This window comes from Roseococcus sp. (genome assembly GCF_965227005.1).
Lineage (GTDB): Bacteria > Pseudomonadota > Alphaproteobacteria > Acetobacterales > Acetobacteraceae > Roseococcus.
On sequence record NZ_CBDDFJ010000011.1, the window covers coordinates 35,140 to 56,117 of the forward strand.

General features: G+C 70.4%; 19 protein-coding genes. 11 read left to right on the forward strand and 8 right to left on the reverse strand.

Features of this window, described 5'->3' with window-relative positions; translation table 11 throughout:
- The first annotated feature begins 42 nt into the window (after positions 1–42).
- Positions 43–1,440, forward strand: a complete 1,398-nt coding sequence (locus ACO057_RS05405) for an amidohydrolase family protein (protein ID WP_421989402.1) — start codon at positions 43–45, stop codon at positions 1,438–1,440.
- A gap of 45 nt (positions 1,441–1,485) precedes the next feature.
- Complete coding sequence (locus tag ACO057_RS05410; protein WP_421989404.1) at positions 1,486–2,622, forward strand: DUF2252 family protein; 1,137 nt, start codon at positions 1,486–1,488, stop codon at positions 2,620–2,622.
- 35 nt (positions 2,623–2,657) lie between these two features.
- Here ACO057_RS05410 and ACO057_RS05415 read toward each other — a convergent pair whose 3' ends face one another.
- The gene (locus ACO057_RS05415; RefSeq protein WP_421989406.1) at positions 2,658–3,317 is read right to left on the reverse strand and encodes a DUF1028 domain-containing protein; all 660 of its coding nucleotides are present in this window, start codon (positions 3,315–3,317) and stop codon (positions 2,658–2,660) included.
- A 260-nt stretch (positions 3,318–3,577) separates the two neighbouring features.
- Here ACO057_RS05415 and ACO057_RS05420 point away from each other — a divergent pair, with 260 nt between their 5' ends.
- The gene (locus ACO057_RS05420; RefSeq protein ID WP_421989408.1) at positions 3,578–4,780 is read left to right on the forward strand and encodes a pyridoxal-phosphate-dependent aminotransferase family protein; all 1,203 of its coding nucleotides are present in this window, start codon (positions 3,578–3,580) and stop codon (positions 4,778–4,780) included.
- Complete coding sequence (locus ACO057_RS05425) at positions 4,777–5,874, forward strand: calcium:proton antiporter (RefSeq protein WP_421989410.1); 1,098 nt, start codon at positions 4,777–4,779, stop codon at positions 5,872–5,874. The genes ACO057_RS05420 and ACO057_RS05425 overlap by 4 nt, the downstream gene beginning before the upstream one ends.
- Before the next feature lie 18 nt (positions 5,875–5,892).
- On the opposite strand, the gene rnd is transcribed toward ACO057_RS05425, so the two are convergent.
- The gene (gene rnd, locus ACO057_RS05430; protein WP_421989412.1) at positions 5,893–7,068 is read right to left on the reverse strand and encodes a ribonuclease D; all 1,176 of its coding nucleotides are present in this window, start codon (positions 7,066–7,068) and stop codon (positions 5,893–5,895) included.
- A 109-nt stretch (positions 7,069–7,177) separates the two neighbouring features.
- Here rnd and aspS point away from each other — a divergent pair, with 109 nt between their 5' ends.
- The 5 genes from aspS to ACO057_RS05455 all read left to right on the forward strand — a co-directional run bounded on the left by aspS (position 7,178) and on the right by ACO057_RS05455 (position 14,781).
- Positions 7,178–8,983, forward strand: a complete 1,806-nt coding sequence (aspS, locus tag ACO057_RS05435; protein ID WP_421989414.1) for an aspartate--tRNA ligase — start codon at positions 7,178–7,180, stop codon at positions 8,981–8,983.
- Positions 8,984–9,061: 78 nt separating this feature from the next.
- Positions 9,062–9,463, forward strand: a complete 402-nt coding sequence (locus ACO057_RS05440) for a MarR family winged helix-turn-helix transcriptional regulator (RefSeq protein WP_421989416.1) — start codon at positions 9,062–9,064, stop codon at positions 9,461–9,463.
- A 47-nt stretch (positions 9,464–9,510) separates the two neighbouring features.
- Positions 9,511–10,785: an MFS transporter gene (locus ACO057_RS05445; protein ID WP_421989418.1), complete on the forward strand. Its 1,275-nt coding sequence runs from the start codon at positions 9,511–9,513 to the stop codon at positions 10,783–10,785.
- A 187-nt stretch (positions 10,786–10,972) separates the two neighbouring features.
- Entirely contained in the window at positions 10,973–12,769 is a 1,797-nt protein-coding gene (locus ACO057_RS05450; RefSeq protein WP_421989420.1) for a tetratricopeptide repeat protein, read from the forward strand.
- A gap of 230 nt (positions 12,770–12,999) precedes the next feature.
- Complete coding sequence (locus tag ACO057_RS05455) at positions 13,000–14,781, forward strand: cellulose synthase subunit BcsC-related outer membrane protein (protein ID WP_421989534.1); 1,782 nt, start codon at positions 13,000–13,002, stop codon at positions 14,779–14,781.
- 2 nt (positions 14,782–14,783) lie between these two features.
- Here the strand turns inward: ACO057_RS05455 and ACO057_RS05460 are convergent, their stop codons facing one another.
- Both ACO057_RS05460 and ACO057_RS05465 read right to left on the reverse strand, forming a co-directional pair.
- Positions 14,784–15,713 (reverse strand): glucokinase, encoded by a 930-nt coding sequence (locus ACO057_RS05460; protein WP_421989422.1) that lies wholly within the window; start codon positions 15,711–15,713, stop codon positions 14,784–14,786.
- A gap of 57 nt (positions 15,714–15,770) precedes the next feature.
- The gene (locus ACO057_RS05465; RefSeq protein WP_421989424.1) at positions 15,771–16,382 is read right to left on the reverse strand and encodes a hypothetical protein; all 612 of its coding nucleotides are present in this window, start codon (positions 16,380–16,382) and stop codon (positions 15,771–15,773) included.
- Positions 16,383–16,580: 198 nt separating this feature from the next.
- On the opposite strand from ACO057_RS05465, the gene ACO057_RS05470 reads away from it, so the two are divergent.
- Positions 16,581–17,327, forward strand: coding sequence for a GntR family transcriptional regulator (locus tag ACO057_RS05470; RefSeq protein WP_421989426.1), 747 nt, complete (start codon positions 16,581–16,583; stop codon positions 17,325–17,327).
- Positions 17,328–17,336: 9 nt separating this feature from the next.
- On the opposite strand, the gene ACO057_RS05475 is transcribed toward ACO057_RS05470, so the two are convergent.
- Positions 17,337–19,196: an ABC-F family ATP-binding cassette domain-containing protein gene (locus ACO057_RS05475; RefSeq protein ID WP_421989428.1), complete on the reverse strand. Its 1,860-nt coding sequence runs from the start codon at positions 19,194–19,196 to the stop codon at positions 17,337–17,339.
- Between the two features lie 138 nt (positions 19,197–19,334).
- Here ACO057_RS05475 and ndk point away from each other — a divergent pair, with 138 nt between their 5' ends.
- On the forward strand, positions 19,335–19,757 hold the full coding sequence (gene ndk / locus ACO057_RS05480) for a nucleoside-diphosphate kinase (protein WP_421989430.1): 423 nt from the start codon (positions 19,335–19,337) through the stop codon (positions 19,755–19,757).
- 75 nt (positions 19,758–19,832) lie between these two features.
- Here ndk and ACO057_RS05485 read toward each other — a convergent pair whose 3' ends face one another.
- From ACO057_RS05485 to purN, 3 genes are all read right to left on the reverse strand, one after another.
- Complete coding sequence (locus tag ACO057_RS05485; RefSeq protein ID WP_421989432.1) at positions 19,833–20,048, reverse strand: hypothetical protein; 216 nt, start codon at positions 20,046–20,048, stop codon at positions 19,833–19,835.
- Between the two features lie 112 nt (positions 20,049–20,160).
- Positions 20,161–20,319: a preprotein translocase subunit SecE gene (locus tag ACO057_RS05490; RefSeq protein ID WP_421989434.1), complete on the reverse strand. Its 159-nt coding sequence runs from the start codon at positions 20,317–20,319 to the stop codon at positions 20,161–20,163.
- A 14-nt stretch (positions 20,320–20,333) separates the two neighbouring features.
- A complete protein-coding gene (purN, locus tag ACO057_RS05495) occupies positions 20,334–20,966 on the reverse strand; it encodes a phosphoribosylglycinamide formyltransferase (protein ID WP_421989536.1) in 633 nt (210 codons plus the stop codon).
- Between the last annotated feature and the right edge of the window lie 12 nt (positions 20,967–20,978).

Consider the following 20,978-nt stretch of genomic DNA (forward strand, 5'->3'; position numbering starts at 1 on the left):
TGTGTGAAAGAATGCCCACCGGCCCGCGAGAGAGATTGCCCCATGGATCTGCTGATCACCGACGCCGTCCTCGTCACCTGCGACGATGCGCGCAGCCTGATGGAGCATGCCGCCATCGCCATCCGTGGCGACCGCATCGCCGCCATCGGCGACAGCTCCACGCTGGAGCGGGAGTTCCCCGAACTGCCGCGCTTCCACGCCAAGGGCCTCGCGGTCTTCCCCGGCTTCATCAACGCGCACACCCATACGGCGCTGACGGTGCTGCGCGGCAGCGTCGAGGATTACGAGGGCAGCGCCGTCTACAGCTACATGTCGCCGGTTTCCTACGAGATGACGCCGGACGAGCGCGCGGTGATGGTGAGCATGGGCTGCCTGGAGGCGATCCGCTCCGGCTGCACCACGCTCGTCGATCCCTTTCGCCACCTGCCCGACTATATCGGCGCGATGGCAGGCACGGGGCTGCGGCTGTGGCTCTCGGAGAGCTGCGCGGACATCAACACGCTGCGCATCCGCCTGGGCGACTACACGGTGGACGAGGCCTTCGGCCGCACCTTCCTCGACCGCACCGTCCGCAACATCGAGGAATGGCAGGGGCGCGCCGAGGGCCGCGTGAACTTCCAGGTCGCCGCCCACGCGCCCGACAACTGCTCGCCCGCCATGCTCGGCAAGATCCTGGATCTCGCGTCGAAATACGGGCTGACGCGCACGATCCATCTGGCCCAGGGGATGGACGAGGTGCGCGCGGTGGCCGCCGCGCGCGACGGGCTCACGCCTGCCGGATATCTCGACCGCGAGGGCTTCCTCGGCCCCGACCTCGTCGGCGCGCACTGGACCTATTGCACGCCGGCGGATGTGGAGCTGCTGGCCGCGCGCGGCACGCAGATGGCGCATTGCCCGGCCAATTCCTCCCGCCGCGGGCCGCATACCGCGCCGCTCGGCCTCATCCGCGACGCGGGGGTGAACATCGCGCTCGGCACCGACAACATGACCGAGGACATGTTCCAGGCCATGAAGATCGGCCTCATCACCCATCGCGGCGGGCGTGGACGCGTGGTGGAGGGCGGCGTGGCGCCGCAGCCGCAGGACACGCTGGACGGCATCACGCGCAACGGCGCGCGCTCGGTCGGCGCCTCCGATCTCATCGGCACGATCGAGGTGGGCAAGAAGGCGGACCTCACCATCCTGGACCTCAACACGCCGAGCCTGCGGCCGATCATCAACCTGGTCTCGGCCGTGGTGCATTACGGCCACCCCGGCGCGGTGCATTCGGTGATGGTGGATGGCGAGTTCCTGCTGCGCGACCGCAAGATGCTCACCATGGACGAGGACGCGCTGATGGCCGAGGCGCAGATCGTCACCAGGCGGGTCTGGGAACGCATGCTGGCCCATAGTCCCGACATTCCCCCGCCGCCGGGCGGATTGCGCTGGCTGGACGTCTGACCGCCAATCCTGTTCACATGCATCCGTCGTTCCCACGGGGGCCGCATGAACATCGTAAAATCCACCGACGCCTATGAGGAGGACCTGCGCGCCGAGCTTGGCGCGGAGGTGGTCGAGGAAGGCCTGCGCGAGAAGCACGCGGAGATGGCCAATGCCCCCTTCCCCTTCCTGCGCGCCACCTATTGGCGCTGGGCCGAGACGGTGCGCGAATTCGCCCCCGAGCTGATGGACGCGCCCAGCGTCCTCGCCGTGGGCGATATCCACCTCGAGAACTTCGGCACCTGGCGCGACGCGGAGGGCCGGCTGATCTGGGGCGTGAACGATCACGACGAGGCCGCGACCATGCCCTATGCGCTGGATCTGCTGCGCCTCGTCACCAGCGCGCTGCTGGCCGGGCGGCCCGATGCGGCGGCCGTGGCCAAGCCCGTCCTGGCCGGTTACCGCCGCGGCCTCGACAATCCGCGGCCCTTCGTGCTGGACCGCGATCTCGGCTGGCTGCGCAAGGCCGTCATCGTTCCCGAGCGCGAGCGCAAGTCCTTCTGGGACAAGCTGGACCGCAAGCGCCTGCGCTTCGACGAGCGGCCCGACACCGAACGCCCTCAGCTCTGGCCGCGCTATCGCGAGGCGCTGACCCGGGCCCTGCCGGCGGGCGCGGAGCCGCCGTTGATCTGGTATCGCAGCGCGGGGCTGGGCAGCCTCGGCCGGCCGCGCTGGGTGGCGCAGGCCATGTGGCAGGGCGACTGGGTCATCCGCGAGGCCAAGGCGATGGTGCCTTCGGCCTGGTCGCGCGTGGATCGGCGCACGACGCGCGAGATCCGCAGCCTGGAAATCGCGACGGGCCGCTACCGCGCGCCGGACCCGCAATACCGCCTGGCCGATGGCATCGCGATCCGCCGGCTCTCGCCCAACAACCGCAAGATCAACGCGGAATCGACGACGCGCACGGCTTCCGTCGATACGGAGAAGCGCGTCGAGCTCGACGTGCTGCTGGATCTGGAGGTGCTCCAGGCCATGGGCGCGGAGCTGGCCGCGATCCATCTCGGCACGCCGGATTCCGCCGAGGAGATCCGCCGGGACCTCGGCCAGCGCAAGAAGGGCTGGCTCGCCGAGGCGGCGGCGCGCGCGGCGAAATCCATCCGCACCGAGCAGCTGGAGTTCCGCAAGGATTTCCGGAAGCGGTAGCCGATCCGCCACGCGGCCGTGAATTTTCCGTGGCTTCAGCCCGGGTTTGGGGCGGCGTTCGGATCGACCGCGCGGGTGACGAAGGTCTGGACGTCGGGCGAATAGGCGTCCCACAGCGTGCGCAGCGCCGAGATCGCCTCGGGGGCGAGATCCACGCGCAGATCGACCAGCGGGAAGACCTCGCGCTCCATCACGAGCAGGGCTGCGGAGATGACGGGGCGGCCCTCGCCGCCCGCGGCCTCGCCGGCCTCCATGGCGCGCATGAGGCGCTCGGCCAGAGGTTCGGCCTCGCTCTCGAGGAAGGCGGCGGCCATGGCGGCCGGCACGCCGTCATTGGCGAGGATGTTCCCCAGCGTCACGCAATCCTTCGCATGCACGGCGTTCATGGCGGGCTTCACGGCCGCGCCATGGAAATGCGCGGTGCGCCCCTGGGCGTCGATGCAGGCGAGCTGCCGCCACTTGTGGTCCGGCGTGCTGGCGACCAGCGCGGCAAGCACCTCCTCGGCCGAGCACCCGCCCGCGAGCAGCTCGAGGCCGCGTGGCCCGAGGCGCGGATCGGTGCGGTGCTGCGTGAGCACGCCGCCGATGCGCGGCGCGACATGCTGCACGCGCGCGCCGACCGCGAGGCTGGAGGTGGTGACGGCCGCACCGAACTGTCCCGTACGGGCGCAACGGCCGAGAAGCGAATAGGTCATGAGCGAATCTAAACTCCGCATCTGGGGATGTCAGTGAGCACGAAAGCGGCTTCTCCGGGGAAATCCATCGCGACTGCATCGTCTGAAGGCAGGCCGCCCAATCCGTCGGCCGTCCGTGGAAAACGCATCCCAGGTCCCACTGCCCGCAGCGTGGCGCGCCGGAGGAGGGTCGTCCAGGCTTGCGCGTCGTTGCGGACTTGAATTGACGCCGCCCCCCCGGGCTCTCACTCTTCCGGCCCGCACCAGCAAGGTTTGGTATCTTGACCACGACTCAGCACGATCCCTTCACGCCCCCGCCTGGCTATCGCCTGCGCCTGCCCGGCCCGACGGAAGTGCCCGAGGCCGTCCGCGCCGCCCTCGCCCGGCCCATGATCAACCATCGCGGCTCCGAATTCCGCGCCATCCTGGCCGCGACCGAGGCGCTGATCCGCCCCGTCCTCGGCACCGCCAATCCGGTGATCTTCCTGGCCGGCTCGGGCACGGCGGCGATGGAGGCCACGCTGGCCAATATCCTCGCTCCGGGCGAACGCGTGCTGGTGGCCTCGCACGGCCAGTTCGGCGAGCGCTTTGCCGATATCGGCCGGGCGCTGGGCGCCGAGGTGGACGTGATCGACTTCACCTGGGGCGAGGCGCCCGACCCCGCGAAGGTCGCGGAGAAGCTGCGCGAGGCGGATTACGGCGCGCTGCTCGTCACGCACAATGAGAGCTCGACCGGCGCCGTCGCGGACCTCGCTGCCCTCGGCAAGCTGACGCAGGGCACGCGCACGCTGCTCGTCACGGATTCCGTGAGCGGGCTCGCGGGCATCGAGATGCGGCAGGACGATTGGGGCGTGGATATCGTCGTCTCGGCCTCGCAGAAGGCGCTGATGTGCCCGCCCGGGCTCGGGATCGTCAGCCTCAGCGAGCGCGCCCGCGCCCGCGTCATGCGCAACGAGGCGATGCCGCGCTTCTTCTTCGACTTCCGCAAGGCGCTGACCGCCGCCGAGAAGCATGAGACGCCCTTCACGCCCAGCGTGTCGAACCTCGCCGGCCTGCATGTCGCGCTGAAGCTGATCGAGGCGGAGACGCTGCCCAGGGTGCTCGCCCGCCACCGCCGCCTGGCCGATGCGCTGCGCGCCGGCGGCGCGGCGATGGGGCTCAGCGAATTCACCCGCGCGGCGCATCGCTCCGCGACGGTCGTGGTCTATGAGGTGCCGGCGGCGTTGCAGGGCGGCGACATCGTCCGGCTGATGTACCAGCGCCATGCCTGCGTCATCGCCGGCGCGCGCAACCGGCTGCAGGGCCGGGTGATCCGCATCGGCGTGATGGGCGCCCACAACGAGGGCACCATCCTGACCGACCTCGTGCAGCTGGAATCCGTGCTGGTCGAGCTGGGACATCCGGTGACACCCGGCGCGGGCGTGGCGGCGGCTGCGGCCTTCCTGGCGGGCGGCGCGCCATCCGTCTCCCGCGCCGCCGAATGAGCGCGCGGCCGTTCCCCCAACGGGAAGCGGCCGCACTCCTCGGCCTGACCAGCGCTGCCGTCGTCCATGTCTTCGGCGACGGCACGCACCCGACGCTGCTCTTCCTCTGGCTGTTCCCGCTGCTGCTCTGGTGCGCCATCACGGTGGTGCGCCATGCCGACGCCCTGGCCGACCTGCTGGGCGAGCCCTACGGCACCCTCCTCCTCACGCTTTCCGCCGTGGCCATGGAGGTCGCGCTCATCGCCGCCGCCATGCTGACCGGCGCGGAGGATCCGCTGGTGGCGCGCGACACCATGTTCGCGGTCCTCATGATCGTGCTGAACGGGCTGGTGGGCCTGTGCCTCGTCATCGGGGCGATCCGCCACGGCGAGCAGGAGTTCAACCTCTCGGGGGCCTCGGCCTATCTCTCGGTGATCGCGACGCTCTCGGTGCTGACGCTGGTGCTGCCGGACTTCACCACCAGCCGGCCGAACCATGGCTTCACCCCGGCGCAGGCCATCTTCTTCTCCGCCGTCTCGCTGCTGCTCTATGGCGTGTTCCTGCAGGTCCAGACCAGCCGCCACCGCGCCTTCTTCCAGGAGCCGGGGCAGGAGCCGCGGCGGCAGCCGCCCGAGGAGGAGACCCACGGCCACCATGCCCGAGGGACCGTCCGCTACCACGCGTTCTGGCTCGTGCTGAGCCTCGCGCCCGTGCTGCTGCTGGCCAACAACCTGTCTCTGGCGATCGAGCGGGGCGCGCGGGCCCTGCACCTGCCGCAGGCCATCGGCGGCCTGCTCATCGCCATCCTGGTCCTGGCGGCCGAAGGCATCAGCGCCGTCGCCGCCGCGCGCGCCAACCGGCTGCAGCGGGCGGTGAACATCGCGCTGGGCTCGGCTCTCTCCACCATCGGGCTGACCATCCCGGCCGTGATGGTGATCTGCCTGATCACCGGCCAGGCGGTCGTGCTCGGCCTCGCGCAGGATTTCCGGAGCCTGCTGCTGCTCACCCTCTTCGTGAGCCTGCTGACCTTCGGGACCGGGCGCACCAACGTCCTGGTGGGCGCGGTGCACCTGGTCCTCTTCGCGGCCTATCTGGCCCTGATCTTCATGCCCTGAGGGATGGCCGGAGCTATTCTATTCGGTGCGGATCAGCCGGACCCGGCGGCCCGCGACGCCCAGCGCGAGCTGGCCCGTCTTCAGCGCCAGGGCGTCGGCCCCAAAGACCTCGCGCCGCCAGCCGGACAGGGCGCGCACGTCCGGCTCGCTCTCGCTCGCCAGGCGCTCCAGGTCCTCGGTGTCGGCCAGGAGCTTCGGCGCGACGTTGTGCGCCTCGGCACTCGCCGCCAGCAGCACCTTCAGCAACGCCACGAGCGCCGGCGAGGCCCCCGCGCCCTTGCGGGCCTCCAGCGGCATGGGCAGCGCGTCTTCCGGCAGTTTCTTCGCCTCGACGATCGCGGCGATGAGCGAGGCGCCCGACTTGCCCTTGGCGAAGCCCTCGGAGACGCCGCGCACGCGGGCCAGCTGCTCCACCGTCTCGGGCGCCGTCGCGGCGACCTCGGCCAGGGATTCGTCCTTCACCAGGCGTCCGCGGGGGATGTTGATCCGCTGCGCCTCGGCCTCGCGCCAGGCGGCGGCCGCGCGGAGCACGCCCAGGAAGCGGCGGTTCGTGGATTTGGGCTTCAGCCGCTCCCAGGCGACGTCCGGCTCGGTGATATAGGTCTTGGGCTCGAGCAGCGCGTCCATCTCCTGCGCCACCCAGTCGAGCCGGCCTTCGGCCAGGAGCCGCTCGCGCAAGGCGAGATAGACCCGGCGCAGATGCGTCACGTCGCCGGCGGCATAGTCGATCTGCGAGGCCGAGAGCGGCCGGGCCGACCAGTCGCTGAAGCGGTGGGCCTTGTCGATCGAGGCGCCGGCCAGAGCGCGGACGAGGCTGTCATAGCTTGCCTGGTCGCCGAAGCCGGCCACCATGGCGGCCACCTGCGTGTCGAAGAGCGGGGTCGGCACCGCGCCGAACTTCAGCAGGAAGATTTCCACGTCCTGCCGGGCGGCGTGGAAGACCTTCACCACGGCGGGGTCCGCCAGGAGGTCGCCCAGGGGGGCGAGGTCCATGCCCTCGGCCTCCGCATCCACCACCGCGACCTCGGAGGCGCCGGCCAGCTGCACGACGCAGAGCTCGGGCCAATAGGTGCGCTCGCGCATGAACTCGGTGTCGACGGTGACGAAGGGCTCTGTCCGCAGTCGCTCGCACAGCTCGGCGAGCTCGGCGGACTGGGTGATCAGGCGTGGGGTCGGGTCTTGCATACGGGCCATGCCCCCTGCTTTGCGGCCGGAACGACCGGCATGCAAGGGCAGCGGGTTGACAGAGAGCGCCCGGAGAGGCCCTTTCCGCCGTCAATCCTTCCCAATTCGCAGGTCCCCCATGCACGCCTACCGCTCCCACACCTGCGGCGCCCTCCGCGCCGAGAATGCCGGGCAGCCGGCCCGCCTCTCCGGCTGGGTGCACCGCAAGCGTGACCATGGCGGCCTGCTCTTCATCGACCTGCGCGACCATTACGGCCTGACGCAATGCGTCATCCCCTCCGGCTCGGCCGTCTTCGAGGCCGCCGACAAGCTGCGCCCCGAGAGCGTCATCACCGTCACCGGCGAGGTCGTCCTGCGCGAGGGCGGCACGGTCAACGACAAGCTGCCCACCGGCGCCATCGAGCTGCGGGTGAAGGAGCTGGTGCTGCAATCCGCCGCCGAGGTCCTGCCCTTCCAGGTCGCCCAGGAGCAGGAGGCGCCGGAGGAGATGCGCCTGCGCTACCGCTTCCTCGACCTGCGCCGCGAGCGGCTGCAGAAGAACATGATCCTGCGCGCCCAGATCATCGACAGCATCCGCCGCCGCATGATCTCGATCGGCTTCAACGAGTTCCAGACGCCGATCCTGACGGTGAGCTCGCCCGAGGGCGCGCGCGACTTCCTGGTGCCGGCCCGCCTGCATCCGGGCAAGTTCTACGCCCTGCCCCAGGCCCCGCAGCAGTACAAGCAGCTGACCATGGTCGCGGGCTTCGACCGCTACTTCCAGATCGCCCCCTGCTTCCGCGACGAGGCCGGGCGCGCCGACCGCACGCTGATGTTCTACCAGCTCGACGTCGAGATGAGCTTCGTCACGCAGGAGGACGTCTTCACCTCCATGGAGCCCGTCATCCGCGGCACCTTCGAGGAATTCGCCGAGGGCCGCGCCATGGATGCCGGCGCCTGGATCCGCATTCCCTACCGCCAAGCGATGCTCGACTACGGCTCCGACAAGCCGGACCTGCGCAACCCGCTGGTGATCCGCGACGTCACCGAGCCCTTCAAGGGCTCGGGCTTCGGGCTCTTCGCCAAGATCACGGCCGGCGGCGGCGTCGTGCGCGCCATCCCCGCGCCGGGCGCGGGCGCCAATCCGCGCAGCTTCTTCGACAAGCTCAATGAATGGGCGCGCGAGCAGGGCGCGGGTGGCCTGGGCTACATCACCTTCGAGGCGGCCCCCGCCGGAGGCGACGAAGTGATCCCCAAGGGCCCCATCGCGAAGAACCTGGAGGCCGACCGCGCCGAGGCGATCCGCCTCGCCTGCGGCCTGCAGCCGGGCGATGCCGTCTTCTTCGCCGCCGGCAAGGAGGCCGACGCCGCCAAGCTCGCCGGCCAGACGCGCCTGCGCCTGGGCAATGAGCTGGGCCTGACCGAGAAGAACGCCTTCCGCTTCTGCTGGATCACCGACTTCCCCTTCTACGAACTGAACGAGGAGACCGGCCAGGTCGACTTCAGCCACAACCCCTTCTCGATGCCCAAGGGCGAGATGGAGGCGCTGGAGACCCAGGATCCGATGACGATCCCGGCCTATCAGTACGACATCGTCTGCAACGGCTATGAGATGGCCTCGGGCGCGATCCGCAACCACAAGGCGGAGATCATGGTGAAGGCCTTCGGCATCGCCGGCTATCCGCCCGAAACCGTCGAGGAGCGCTTCGGCGGCATGCTGAACGCCTTCCGCTACGGCGCCCCGCCGCACGGTGGCATGGCGGCCGGCATCGACCGCATCGTGATGCTGCTGGCCGACGAGCCGAACCTGCGCGAGGTGAACCTCTTCCCGATGAACCAGCAGGGCGAGGAGCTGATGATGGGCTCGCCCTCCGAGGTAGAGCCGGCGCGGCTGAAGGAACTGTCGATCAAGATCGAGCTGCCGCCCGCGAAGAAGCAGGGCTGATCCATCGGGGCCGGACGGAACCCGTCCGGCCCCGATACTTCTTGAACTATCGGCAGATCACGGGCATATACCCGCACCATGACGTCGAGCCCCTGCTACTGCACCGTGCTGAAGGCCGCCTCCCGGCGGCTGGCCGCGATGTATGACGAGGCGCTGGAGCCGGTCGGCGTCAATATCGCCCAGTTCAGCCTGCTTCGCCGCATCCGCCGCGCGGAGACGGTGACCCTCACCGAGCTCGGCCGCCTCGCGGAGCTCGACCGCTCCACCGTCGGCCGCAACGTGCGCGTGCTGGAGCGCATGGGCCTCGTCGCCCTCGCCCGTGGCGAGGACCAGCGTGAGGCCGTGGTTTCCCTCACTCCCGCCGGCCACAAGGCGCTCGACGAGGGTGGGCCGCGCTGGGACGGCGTGCAGGACGCGATCGAGGCCCGCCTCGGCCCGGCGGGCGTCATGGAGCTGTGTACCGCCCTTAGGGATCTCTGAAGTTTTATTCATTTATCGGTATATACCCGCTTCAAGGAACGACCAGCATGTCCGAGCCAAGCACGCGAAGCGGCCTCCACTACGGATGGATCGTGATCTCCGTCACCTTCCTGACGATGCTCGTCACCGCCGCCGCGGTGAGCGCGCCCGGCGTGCTGATCGGGCCGCTGGAGCGCGAGTTCGGCTGGGACACGGCCGACATCTCCACGGCCCTCGCCATCCGGCTGGTGCTCTTCGGCCTGACCGGCCCCTTCGCCGGGGCCTTCATGAACCGCTTCGGCCTGCGCCGCGTGGTGACGGTCGCGCTCGGGCTGATCGCCGCCGGCATCCTGGGTTCGCTCTTCATGACCGAGCTCTGGCAGCTGATCGTCCTCTGGGGCGTGGTGGTCGGCTTCGGCACGGGGCTGACGGCGATGGTGCTCGGCGCGACCGTCGCCCAGCGCTGGTTCGTCCAGCGGCGCGGCCTGGCGCTGGGCCTGCTGACGGCCAGCAGCGCGACCGGCCAGCTCCTCTTCCTGCCGCTGATCGCGAGCCTGACGGACGCCTATGGCTGGCGGGCCGCGCAGGTGCTGCTGCTGGCCATGTTGCTGATCGCCGCCATCGCCGTGCTGGCCCTGATGCGCGACCGGCCCTCGGATCTCGGCCTTGCCCCTTATGGCGGCGACGCGATCGTCCCCGCCCCGGCACAGCTGGGCTTCGTCGCGATGCTGGCCTCGCCGATCGTGGCGCTGCGCATGGCCTCGCGCTCGGCGACCTTCTGGGTGCTCTTCGGGACCTTCTTCATCTGCGGCGCCAGCACCAACGGGCTCGTGCAGACGCATTTCGTCTCGCTCTGCGGCGATTTCGGCATGTTGCCCGTGGCTGCCGCGAGCGTGCTGGCCATGATGGGCATCTTCGACTTCTTCGGCACCATCGGCTCGGGCTGGCTGTCGGACCGCTATGACAGCCGCTGGCTGCTCTTCTGGTATTATGGGCTGCGCGGGCTGTCGCTGCTCTATCTGCCCTTCACCGATTTCTCGATCTACGGGCTCTCGCTCTTCGCCATGTTCTATGGCCTGGACTGGATCGCGACGGTGCCGCCCACCGTGAAGCTCGCGGCCGAGCGATTCGGCGAGAGCACCAATCTGGTCTTCGGCTGGATCTTTGCCGGCCACCAGCTCGGCGCGGCCTTCGCGGCCTATGCGGCGGGCTTCACGCGCACGGCCTACGACACCTATCTGCCGGCCTTCTTCGGCGCGGGAATCCTGTGTCTGATCGCGGCGGTGCTGGTGGTCGCCATCCGCGAGGACCGCGCGCCGGCCCTGCGCATCCAGGCTGCATAAATGCCGCACGTTCCGGCGAATGAGAAAAATCACGTAAATTGTGAATAGCAGCCCGCATCCACGCATGCGAAGATTACTGCGTAAAATTAGTCGAGGGCTTGGGTTGAACAGGGTGAGGATCAGGCCGTCAGCCGGCAGCGGCCTTCGTTCGGCTCTGCTATGTGCCGCGCTCGCGGCTTTGCCCGCCGTGGCCGGAGCGCAATCCGATGTACGGACCTCCGGTGCGGATGCGACGGCGAATCTGCTCGAGCAAGCGCAGTTCTGGCAGCAGCAGGGCCAGCCGGAGCGCGCGCTTCAGGCACTCGAACGCCTGCTGGCCGCCGAGCCCAATAACGTCGACGCCATCGCCGCCGCCACCGAGGCCGCGGCCGTCGCCACTCAGGGCGCCGTTGCGCAGCGCTATCTCCAGCGCCTGCGCCGGGTCGCGCCTCAGGATGCCCGCGTCCCCCGCCTGACCGAACTGGTGCGTCTGCTCAGCGAGGATTCGGAAACTCTCTCGGCCGCGCGGGGCCTCGCGAGCTCGGGTCGCGGGGCTGAGGCGGTGGCGCGCTACCGCCAGCTGTTCCGGGACGGCAATGTGCCGTCGGTGCTGGCGGCGGAATACTATCAGACGCTCGCCGCCTCCTCGGAGGCGGGCTATCGCGAGGCCTCGCAGCAGCTCGGCCAGCGGGTGGGAGCGGCGCCGAACGACCTGCGCCTGGCGCTGACCTATGCCCAGATCCTGACCTATCGCGAGGAGAGCCGCGCCGACGGCGTGGACCGGTTGCAGCAGCTGGCCAGCCGTCCGGGCGTGCGCGAGCCGGCGCGACTGGCCTGGCGGCAGGGCCTGATGTGGCTGGGCGATGATGCCGAGACCGCGGCCCGCATCGAGGCCTATCTGGCCCAGTTCCCGAACGACCGGGAACTCGAGACCAAAATGCGCGCCGCACAGCGCGGCCTCGCCCCCGGGCAGGAGGCCCGCATCCTGGGTTGGGCGGATGTCGACGGCCGGAACTATGCCGAGGCGGAGCGCCGCTTCAACGCGGCCATCGCGCTGGACGCGACCGACGCCGAGGCGGTGCTGGGCCTGGCCGTGCTGCGCAAGATCCAGAACCGGATGACCGAGGCGCGGCGCTTGCTGGAGCGCGCCATCGCTCTGGCGCCGGATCGCGCGGAGGAGCTCACCCGCGCCGTCGGCGACCTCACGCCCTATCAGAATCTTCGCGGCAGCGGCGGTGGTGGCCGTGGGGCGGGCTGGGTCGTGGGCCCTTCGGTCCAGGGTTGGCGCGCCTTGTCGCGCGGGGACCTGGACGGGGCGGACCGCTTCGCGCGTCGCGCTTTGTCGGGTCGCGGGCAGGAGCGGCTGGATGGGGAGATGATCCTCGGCCAGGTGGCGCTGCAGCGGCGCGACTTCGTGACCGCCGAGGCGCGCTTCCGCAACGCGCTGTCGCTGCGCCCCAGCCTGCGCGACGCCCAGACCGGGCTGTACTTCGCCCTCTCCGGCCAGAACCGCATCGCCGAGGCGGATGCGCTGCAGCGCGAGGCGGGGCTCTCGCTGGCCGGCGCCGGCGCTCACAGGCCATCGCGCGGCGCGACCGCGCCGCCCTGCTGGACGACCCCCAGCAGCGCCTCGCCGAACTGCAGCGCGCCCTCGCGCTGGATCCGGGCAATGCCTGGGTGCGGCTGGACGTCGTGCGCCAGCTCAAGGCCCTGGAGCGCCTGGACGAGGCCCGCGCGCTCCAGGCGACGATGGAGCAGGACAGCTCCGCCGACGCCTCCATGGCTGCGGCCCTGCTGGCCATCGAGGACGAGCGCTTCGGCGCCGTCGTCGCGCTGCTGGACCGCGTGCCGGTCCGCCTGCGCAACGCCGACACCACGCGCCTGCTGGCCAGCGCCCGGCGCGAATACGAGGTCCGCCAGCTCGAACACCACATCCGCGAGGGCCGCCCCGGCGCGGCCGAGGCGCTGCTGGCCCAGGCCGGCCGGCGCGACCCCGCCTTCCTGAGCGGCCCCGCCGTGGTGCGGGCCTTCACGCGGCTGGGCGACAGCCGCGGCGCGGGCCTCGCCGCGCGCGCCGCGCTCGCCGCCAATCCGCAGACCACGGCGCAGAACCGCATCGACCTCGCCAGCGCGCTGCTCGACGCCAACCGGATGGAGGATGCGGCCGCGCTGCTCAACCCGCTCGCCGCCGATGCCCGCCTGCCGGTGGAGACGCGCCGCGAGCTGGCCCGCGTGATGGAGCAGGGCGCGGTGCAGCAGACCGACGCGCTGAACTACCGCCAGGCGCCCGAGGAGGCCTATCAGGCCCTGCGCCCCAGCCTCGCCGCGCAGCCGGCCAGCGTGCCGCTCAACATGGCGCTGGTGCGCCTTTACCTCAGCGCCAACCGCTTCGACGAGGCGCGCCAGCTGGCCCAGGCCGTGCTGGAGCGCGAGCCGCGCAACCTGATGGCGCGCATCACCATGATCGACGTCGCCGCCGCCCAGGGCCATTACCGCGAGGCCGAGGCGCTGCTGACCGAGACCGCCTTCTTCTACCCCGGCGACACCCAGCTGCTGATGGCCGAGAGCCGGCTGGCGCGCGCGCGCGGCGACCGCGTGCGCACGCTGCAGGTGCTGGAGCGCGTTGCCGCGCGGCGGCTGGAGCATCTGCGCCAGAGCGGCCAGATCGTGGAGGCCGAGCAGACCGCCCAGGCCTTCAGCCCCACCCGCCGCGCCACCACCTCGCGCCTGACCGACCCGACCTCGGTGCAGATCGCGAGCGAGCTGGTGCGCGCGCGCGACGAGGCCGCGACCTGGCTGCAGGCCGGCATCCAGATCCAGAACCGCACGGGCGAGCCGGGGCTGTCGCGCACGCTGACCGTGGTCGCGCCGGTCGAGGTCTCCACCCCCGTGCCGGGGATCGGCGGACGGGTCGTGGTGGGGCTCGACGCCATCTCGATGAATGCCGGGCGGATCGCCAATACGACGGCGGCGGGGCGGCAGTTCGGCAACAACGCGCTGCTGCCGCAGGGCGAGTGGCGCCGGCCCAATGCGGCGGTGGACGGCTATGCGCTGCGGCTGGCCTATATGCGCAACAACTTCCGCGCCGATATCGGCTCCACGCCCATGGGCTTTGCCAACCCCACCGTGGTGGGCGGGGCGGAGGTGGTGCCGCGGATCAACGAGCAGCTGCGCGTGCGCCTGACCTTCGAGCGCCGGGCGGTGACCGACAGCATCCTCTCCTATGCCGGCCAGCGGGAGCGCAACTTCGTCGCCAATTGGGGCGGGGTGGTGCGCACGGGCGGGCGGGTGCAGCTGGAATACGCCCCCACGGGGCGCTGGGGGGCCTATGCGGGCGCGGGGGCCTATGCGGTCGAGGGGCAGAACGTCCAGTCGAACAAGCGCATCGAGGCCTCGGTGGGCGCCTATTACAGCGTGCTGCGCCAGCCCCATCAGAGCCTGACCCTGGCGGCGGGCGCCCTCTACACGAGCTACGACCACAATCTGGGCGGCTTCACCTTCGGCCATGGCGGCTATTTCAGCCCGCAGCAGAGCATCCTGGGCCAGGTGCAGGCCGAGTATATCGCGCGCTGGGGCGACTGGTCGTTCCGCGGCGTGGGCGCGGTGGGCTACCAGAACTACCGCACCTCCGCGAACGCGATCTTCCCGACGAACGGGGCGATGCAGGCGCAGCTGGAGGCGGCCGCGCAGCTGGACAACACGCTCGCGACGCGGGTGCCGGGCCAGCGCAGCGACGGGCCGACGGGGTCGATCTTCGCCAACCTGGAATACGCGCTCACGCCCAACTTGCGCCTGGGCGCGGCAGGGCGCTACGAGCGGGTGGGCAATTACGAGGACGGCGTGGGGTTCTTCTATCTCAGATGGCGCCTCGACCAGCCCAGGCGCGACCTGCAGCCCTTCTACGACGGCGCCGCCTACCCCACCCTCAACACCAACGACCCCATCCAGTCCTCCTTCGGACAGGGAAGACCCGAATGGGTCCAACTGCCCTCAGGCGCCGCTAGACCAACCTGGTAGGGTCAGCCCTCGGCGGCCATGCGCGCCAGGCCCAGCAGGCCCGGCTGCGCATGCCGGATCAGCCGGATCGGGATTTGCGTGAGGTAGTCGCGCATGCGTGGCCGGTCCCGGAAGCGTTCGAGGAACTCGGCGCGGGGCAGCCGGTCCGCGAAGGACTGCGCCACCCCGCCCGCCAGATAGACGCCGCCGCGCGCGCCTAGGGTAAGCGCGACATCGCCGCAGAAGCCGCCCAATGCGCGCCAGAACACGGCGATCGCCTCCCGTGCGACCGGATCGCCGGCCCGCGCCGCCGCGTCGATCCCCGCGCCGTCCAGCGGGGTGGCCGCCGCCCCCCGCAGCCGCGCGATCCCCTCGTGGAGGGTGGCGAGGCCCACCCCGCCCAGCAGATCCTCGGTCGAGACCGCGCCCCGCCGTTCACGCAGCCAGGCCAGCAGCGCCTCCTCGACCGCGTCGCGCGGCGCGAAGCTGGCATGGCCCGCCTCCGTCGCCAGCGCGCCGAGCCTCGGCAGGAAACCGGCCACGCCGAGCCCCGTTCCCGGCGCGATGACGGCCATCGGCGTGCCCGCGACGGGTGAACCCTCCGCCCAGCTCTCGGTCTCGTCGGCGGCCAGCGCCGGCAGCGACCAGGCCATGGCCTCCAGGTCGTTCACCAGCCGCACCCGGCCGAGCCCGAGTTGCCCGGCCAGTACCGCTGAATCCAACTCCCACGGCGCGTTGGTGAGCCGCGCGCGCCCATCCAGGACGGGCGCCGCCACGGCCAGGATCGCCTCTTGCGGCTGACCGCCCAGCGCGGCCAGCGCCGCGCGGATCGCAGGCGCCGGTGTCGCGTGATCGGCCACGCGCTGCCCCGCCACCTCGCCGAACCGCCCGCCTTGGGCCAGGGCGAAGCGCGCCTGCGTGCCGCCCAGATCGGCGATCAACACATCCCTCATGCCAGTCTCTCAGCTCCCCTTCCGCCGGCTGACAACGCCGCAGGGGGCATTATGGCATCACCCGTTCAGCAGCGCGTCGATCTCCGCCTGGGCCAGATCCGCGGCCGAGGCCGGCGCGGCCACGGTGCGGAGCTGGGTTCGCACCGCCACGCGCGGCTCCCGCGGCCGCGCGGCATCGGCCGGCCGGAAACGCTCCAGCACCGATTCCACCTGCTGGAGATGCTGGATCGCGCGGCGGATGCGCTGGCCCGTCACGTCCTGGAAGCTGCAGGCCTCGAAGATGGAATTCACCGTCTCGGCCAGGGTCTCGATCGCAGGGAGGTCGCGCGCGCCGTCGCGGATCCAGTCCTGGATGGCCTCGGCCGCCGCCAGGATGGTGTTCGCGGCCGCCTCGGTCGCCAGCACCACCGCCTCCAGCTCCACGCCGCTGTTGCGCGTCGAGGCCGAGGGCACGGCGACGAGGCCGGCGATCTTCTCCTGCACCTGGGCGAGCTCGCGCGAGATCCTCTCCTCCGTCATGTCGGCCAGCTGCACGCTGGCATGCAGCTCGGCACTCAACTCGGCGATGCGCCGGTCCACGAAGCGCTGGAGCTCCGCGAAGAGCGGCCGGAACTCCGCTTGCACCGCGCCGCGCAGCTCATCCTGAAGATCGCTCGCCTGCATCAGCATCCAGCCGCTCCGGGGGTTATCGGCCCATGCTGCCCGCGCAGCGGTGAAGCATGGGTTAACGCGAACCGCCTCCGAACGGCCCCACAACTGGGCAGGATCGGGGCAGCGCCGGGCTCGCCCGGGAAATGCAGGGCTTCCATGCCCTGGTGAAATTCACGCCCCCCCTCTAGAGAGGGCCCCATGCGATCAGGGACCAACGTGGCAACCAGGCGAGAAACAGCGGATCCGAGACCGCGCTACCGGCAGATCGCCGACGAGCTGCTCACGCAGCTCCGCGCCGGGATTCATCCGATCGGCGCGATGCTGCCCACGGAGACGGAGCTCTGCGCGCTCTACAGCGCCTCGCGCCACACCATCCGCGAGGCGCTGCGCCTGGTGGAGGATGCCGGGCTGGTCTCGCGCCGGCAGGGCAGCGGCACCAGCGTCATCGCGCATGAGACGCGCGGGCGCTTCGTGCAGGACATCACCAGCATGGGCGGGTTGCTCCAGTATCCGGAGGAAACGCGCCTCACCATCCTGCGCGCCCGCGAGACGCAGCTCGATGCCGAGACCGCCGCCAATCTGGGCGTCGCGGAAGGCGAGACCTGGCTGCGCATCGACAGCCTGCGCCGCGTGCGCATCACCACGGCGCCGATCTGCTTCACCACGGTGCTGATCCCCACGGAATATGCGGCCGTCGTCGACGACATCGGCGCGGATCAGGGGCCGGTCTATTCGCTGGTGGAGAAGCGCTTCGGCGTGCAGCTCGCCAGCGTGGAGGTGGATCTGACGGCGGGCGGCGTGCCGGAGAGCCAGGCGGCGCTGCTCGATTGCGAGCCCGGCGCCCCGGCGCTCATCATCCGCCGGCGCTACATGGACCAGAACCAGCGGGTCTTCGAGATGTCGGAGAGCTGCCACCCCGCCCCCCGCTTCACCTATCGCGCGACGGTGAAGAAGGAGGGCTGAGACGGCGCCTCAGGCCGCTTCCAGCTTCTCGGTGATGCCGAGCCACTCCGTCTCCAGCCGCTCGATATCCTTCGCGATCGCGGAGCGCCGCGAGGTGGCGCGGGCGATCAGGTCGGCCTTGCCGCTCTCGTAGAGCTTGGGATTGGCCAGCGCGCCCTCGATCACCTTGGCCTCCTCGGTCAGCTTCGACAGCGTGACCTCGATGCCCTTCAGCCGCGCGCGCAAAGGTGCGTTCTGCGGGCGGTTGTTCTCCACCGGGGCCGGCTTGCCCTTCTTTTCGTCGCGCTTCGAAGCACCCGCCGATCCGCGTCCGCCGAGCTGCGCGCGGTAGTCGTCGAGGTCGCCCTCGAAGGGCGTGACCTTCCCATCCGCCACCAGCCAGAGACGGTCCGCCACCAGTTCCACCAGATGCGGATCGTGGCTGATGAGGATGACCGCGCCTTCGTAATCGGCCAGCGCCCGCACCAGGGCGTCACGCGCATCGATGTCGAGGTGGTTGGTCGGCTCGTCGAGGATGAGCATGTGCGGCGCGTCGCGCGTGGTCAGCGCCATCAGCAGCCGCGCCTTCTCGCCGCCCGAGAGGCCGCTGACCTTCGTGTCGGCGCGATTCGCGTCGAGCCCGAAGCGCGCGAGCTGCGAGCGGCACTGCGTCGGCGTCGATTTCGGCATGGCCGAGACCATGTGGCTCAGCGGCGTGCCGTCGAGGTCGAGATCGTCTTCCTGATGCTGGGCGAAGTAGCCCACGCGCATGCGGCGGTCGCGATGCACGTCGCCCGAGAGCAGCTCCATCCGGCCCGCCAGCACCTTGGCCAAGGTCGACTTGCCGTTGCCGTTGGCGCCGAGCAGCGCGATGCGGTCCTCCTGGTCGATGCGGATGTCGAGGTTCCGCAGCACCACGCGGTCGCCATAGCCGGCCTGGCCCCGCATGACCGTGAGGATGGGCGGGGGCAGCTGCTCGGGCTGGGGGAAGGCGAACTGGGTCGCGTGGTCCTCGACGACCGATTCGATGGCCGGCATCCGCTCCAGCGCCTTGAGGCGCGACTGCGCCTGGCGGGCCTTGGTGGCCTTGGCGCGGAAGCGGTCCACGAAGGACTGCATATGCGCCCGCTGCGCCAGCAGCTTGACGTTCATGGCCGCCTGCTGGGCCGCGCGCTCGGTCCGCACGCGCACGAAATTCTCGAAATTGCCCGGGTAGAGCGTGATCTTCAGCCGATCGAGATGCGCGATGGAATCCACGCAGCGCTCCAGCAGCCCGCGATCATGGCTGATGATGAGGGCCGCGCCCTGGAAGCGCTGAATCCAGCCCTCCAGCCACATGGCCGCCTCGAGGTCGAGGTGGTTGGTGGGCTCGTCGAGCAGCAGCAGGTCGGGCTCGAGGAAGAGCGCGCGGGCGAGCGAGACGCGCATGCGCCAGCCGCCCGAATATTCGCGCGAGGGCCGCGCCTGGGCCGCGGCGTCGAAGCCGAGGCCGGCCAGGATGGTGGCCGCGCGCGCCGGGGCGGAATCCGCCTGGATGGCGATCAGGCGCTCATGGATCTCGCCGGCGCGCGCGCCGTCGGGATGGCCTTCGAGCTCGGCCAGCAGGCTGGCGCGCTCGGTATCGGCCTCCAGCACGATGTCGAGCAGGGAGGTCTCGCCAGCCGGCGTCTCCTGCGCGACATGGCCCAGGCGCGCGCGCTGGGCGATGCGGATATCGCCGCCATCGGGCTGGAGCTCGCCCAGGATGGCCTTGAGCAGCGTGGATTTTCCGGCGCCGTTGCGGCCGACGAGGCCGATCTTGCGGCCGTCATCGACCTGAAGCGAGGCGCCCTCCATGAGGGGGCGCCCGGCCATGCGGATGGTCAGGTCCTGGATGGTGAGAACGGTCATGCCGGGGATTTAGACCAGCATGATGCGGTGCGAAATCGCTGAAAGCGCGGATCGGGGTCCTGATTCGTCCGGAAGGGCTTGCGCGTGGCGGTTTGCTTGGGCATCTGCGCGACAATCGCTCGCAAAAGGACGCCCACCATGGCCATCGAACGCACCTTCAGCATCATCAAGCCCGACGCCACGCGCCGGAACCTCACCGGCAAGATCAACACGATCTTCGAGACCAACGGCCTCGCCATCATCGCCCAGAAGCGCATCTGGATGAGCGAGCAGCAGGCCAAGACCTTCTACGGCGTGCATGCCGAGCGGCCCTTCTTCAAGGACCTGGTGTCCTTCATGACCTCCGGCCCCGTGGTCGTGCAGGTTCTCGAAGGCGAGAACGCCGTGGCCAAGAACCGCGATCTGATGGGCGCGACCAACCCGGCGAACGCCGCCGAGGGCACGATCCGCAAGCTCTTCGCCGAGAGCATCGAGGCGAACAGCGCCCATGGTTCGGACAGCCTGGAGAACGCCGCGATCGAGATCGCGTACTTCTTCGCCGGCCTCGAGCTGCTGGCCTAAGACGAAGCCAGGGGGCCCCAGGCCCCCTGGACCCTCATGATCCGAGGGAATTGCCAGGGGCGGCGCCCCTGGCCTTCAGACCCGCGGCCCCGGCCATTCCTCGCAAGGATCGGTGCCGGTGCGGCCGTCATCCCCATCCCCTCCGCCGTCCGGACCGGGATCGCGGCCGCCATGATCCGACGCGGCCCGTTTGGGATGGAAGATGTGGATCCCGCCTTCGCCGCGGAAGAAATGCTGCAGGATTTCCGGCACACCCTCATGAACCCTGGTCATGAGCGCGTTCTGCTTCACGCAGATTCTACGTCACACAGAGCGAGCCGTCGCAAGCCATCAGCCCGGTGATCGGCGCCGCGATGCGGAACCGCACGGCCCCGCAATGGCGGGAGCCGGCCCGTGGGCCGTCTCAGCCGAAGATCAGGTAGACCAGCGCCAGCAGAACGATTGTCCCGCCGATGGACCAGACCGAGGCGGTGAGGAAGGAGCCATAGGTGCTCCGGCGCTCGGCCATGATATCCTCTGACTTCACCTCGACCATGTCGATATGCATCGCGTGTTCGGTCATGACCGGTCGATCCTTCAAATCCTTTGGTCGTCTCTACGAAGAGGCGCGACCTCGGGCAAGGGGTTCGCGAGGGCTCCGGCGGCCAAATTCGCCGCGACGATCGCCCGGCCATGCTCCAGGCGAACCTTTCCGGAGGCCAGCCAGGCCAAAGCGGCGGGGTAGAGGCGGTGCTCCTGCTCCAGCACCCGCGCGCCGAGGCTGGATTCGGTGTCGCCCGCCAGCACCGGGACGGCGGATTGCGCGAGGATCGGTCCCTCGTCCACGCCGGGCGTGACGAGGTGGACGGTGCAGCCATGCAGCCGCACGCCGGCCTCCAGCGCGCGGGCGTGGGTGTCCAGGCCCGGGAAGGAGGGTAGCAGCGAGGGGTGGATGTTGAGCATCCGCCCCGCCCAGGGGCCGACGAACTCCTCGGTCAGCACACGCATGAAGCCGGCGAGCGCGATGATCTCGATGCGCGCCTGGGCCAGGGTGGCCGTCATCTCCGCCTCGAACCCGGCGCGGGTCTTGCCCTTGCTGGCGATCACCGCCGTCTCGATGCCGGCCGCCCGCGCCCGCTCCAGCCCGGCGGCCTCCGCCTTGTTGGAGAGGACGAGCGCGATCGTCGCCGGATAGGCGGGCCGCGCCGCCGCTTCCAGCAGCGCGGTCATGTTGGAGCCGCG

Coding starts and splice junctions, on each gene's coding strand:
- ACO057_RS05490 (WP_421989434.1), bottom strand. CDS start 20,319: ATGACCGAACACGCGATGCATATCGACATGGTCGAGGTGAAGTCAGAG.
- ACO057_RS05425 (WP_421989410.1), top strand. CDS start 4,777: ATGAGCGCGCGGCCGTTCCCCCAACGGGAAGCGGCCGCACTCCTCGGC.
- ACO057_RS05405 (WP_421989402.1), top strand. CDS start 43: ATGGATCTGCTGATCACCGACGCCGTCCTCGTCACCTGCGACGATGCG.
- ACO057_RS05455 (WP_421989534.1), top strand. CDS start 13,000: ATGGAGCAGGGCGCGGTGCAGCAGACCGACGCGCTGAACTACCGCCAG.
- ACO057_RS05460 (WP_421989422.1), bottom strand. CDS start 15,713: ATGAGGGATGTGTTGATCGCCGATCTGGGCGGCACGCAGGCGCGCTTC.
- ACO057_RS05410 (WP_421989404.1), top strand. CDS start 1,486: ATGAACATCGTAAAATCCACCGACGCCTATGAGGAGGACCTGCGCGCC.
- ACO057_RS05415 (WP_421989406.1), bottom strand. CDS start 3,317: ATGACCTATTCGCTTCTCGGCCGTTGCGCCCGTACGGGACAGTTCGGT.
- ACO057_RS05440 (WP_421989416.1), top strand. CDS start 9,062: ATGACGTCGAGCCCCTGCTACTGCACCGTGCTGAAGGCCGCCTCCCGG.
- purN (WP_421989536.1), bottom strand. CDS start 20,966: ATGACCGCGCTGCTGGAAGCGGCGGCGCGGCCCGCCTATCCGGCGACG.
- ndk (WP_421989430.1), top strand. CDS start 19,335: ATGGCCATCGAACGCACCTTCAGCATCATCAAGCCCGACGCCACGCGC.
- rnd (WP_421989412.1), bottom strand. CDS start 7,068: ATGGCCCGTATGCAAGACCCGACCCCACGCCTGATCACCCAGTCCGCC.
- ACO057_RS05475 (WP_421989428.1), bottom strand. CDS start 19,196: ATGACCGTTCTCACCATCCAGGACCTGACCATCCGCATGGCCGGGCGC.
- aspS (WP_421989414.1), top strand. CDS start 7,178: ATGCACGCCTACCGCTCCCACACCTGCGGCGCCCTCCGCGCCGAGAAT.
- ACO057_RS05445 (WP_421989418.1), top strand. CDS start 9,511: ATGTCCGAGCCAAGCACGCGAAGCGGCCTCCACTACGGATGGATCGTG.
- ACO057_RS05465 (WP_421989424.1), bottom strand. CDS start 16,382: ATGCTGATGCAGGCGAGCGATCTTCAGGATGAGCTGCGCGGCGCGGTG.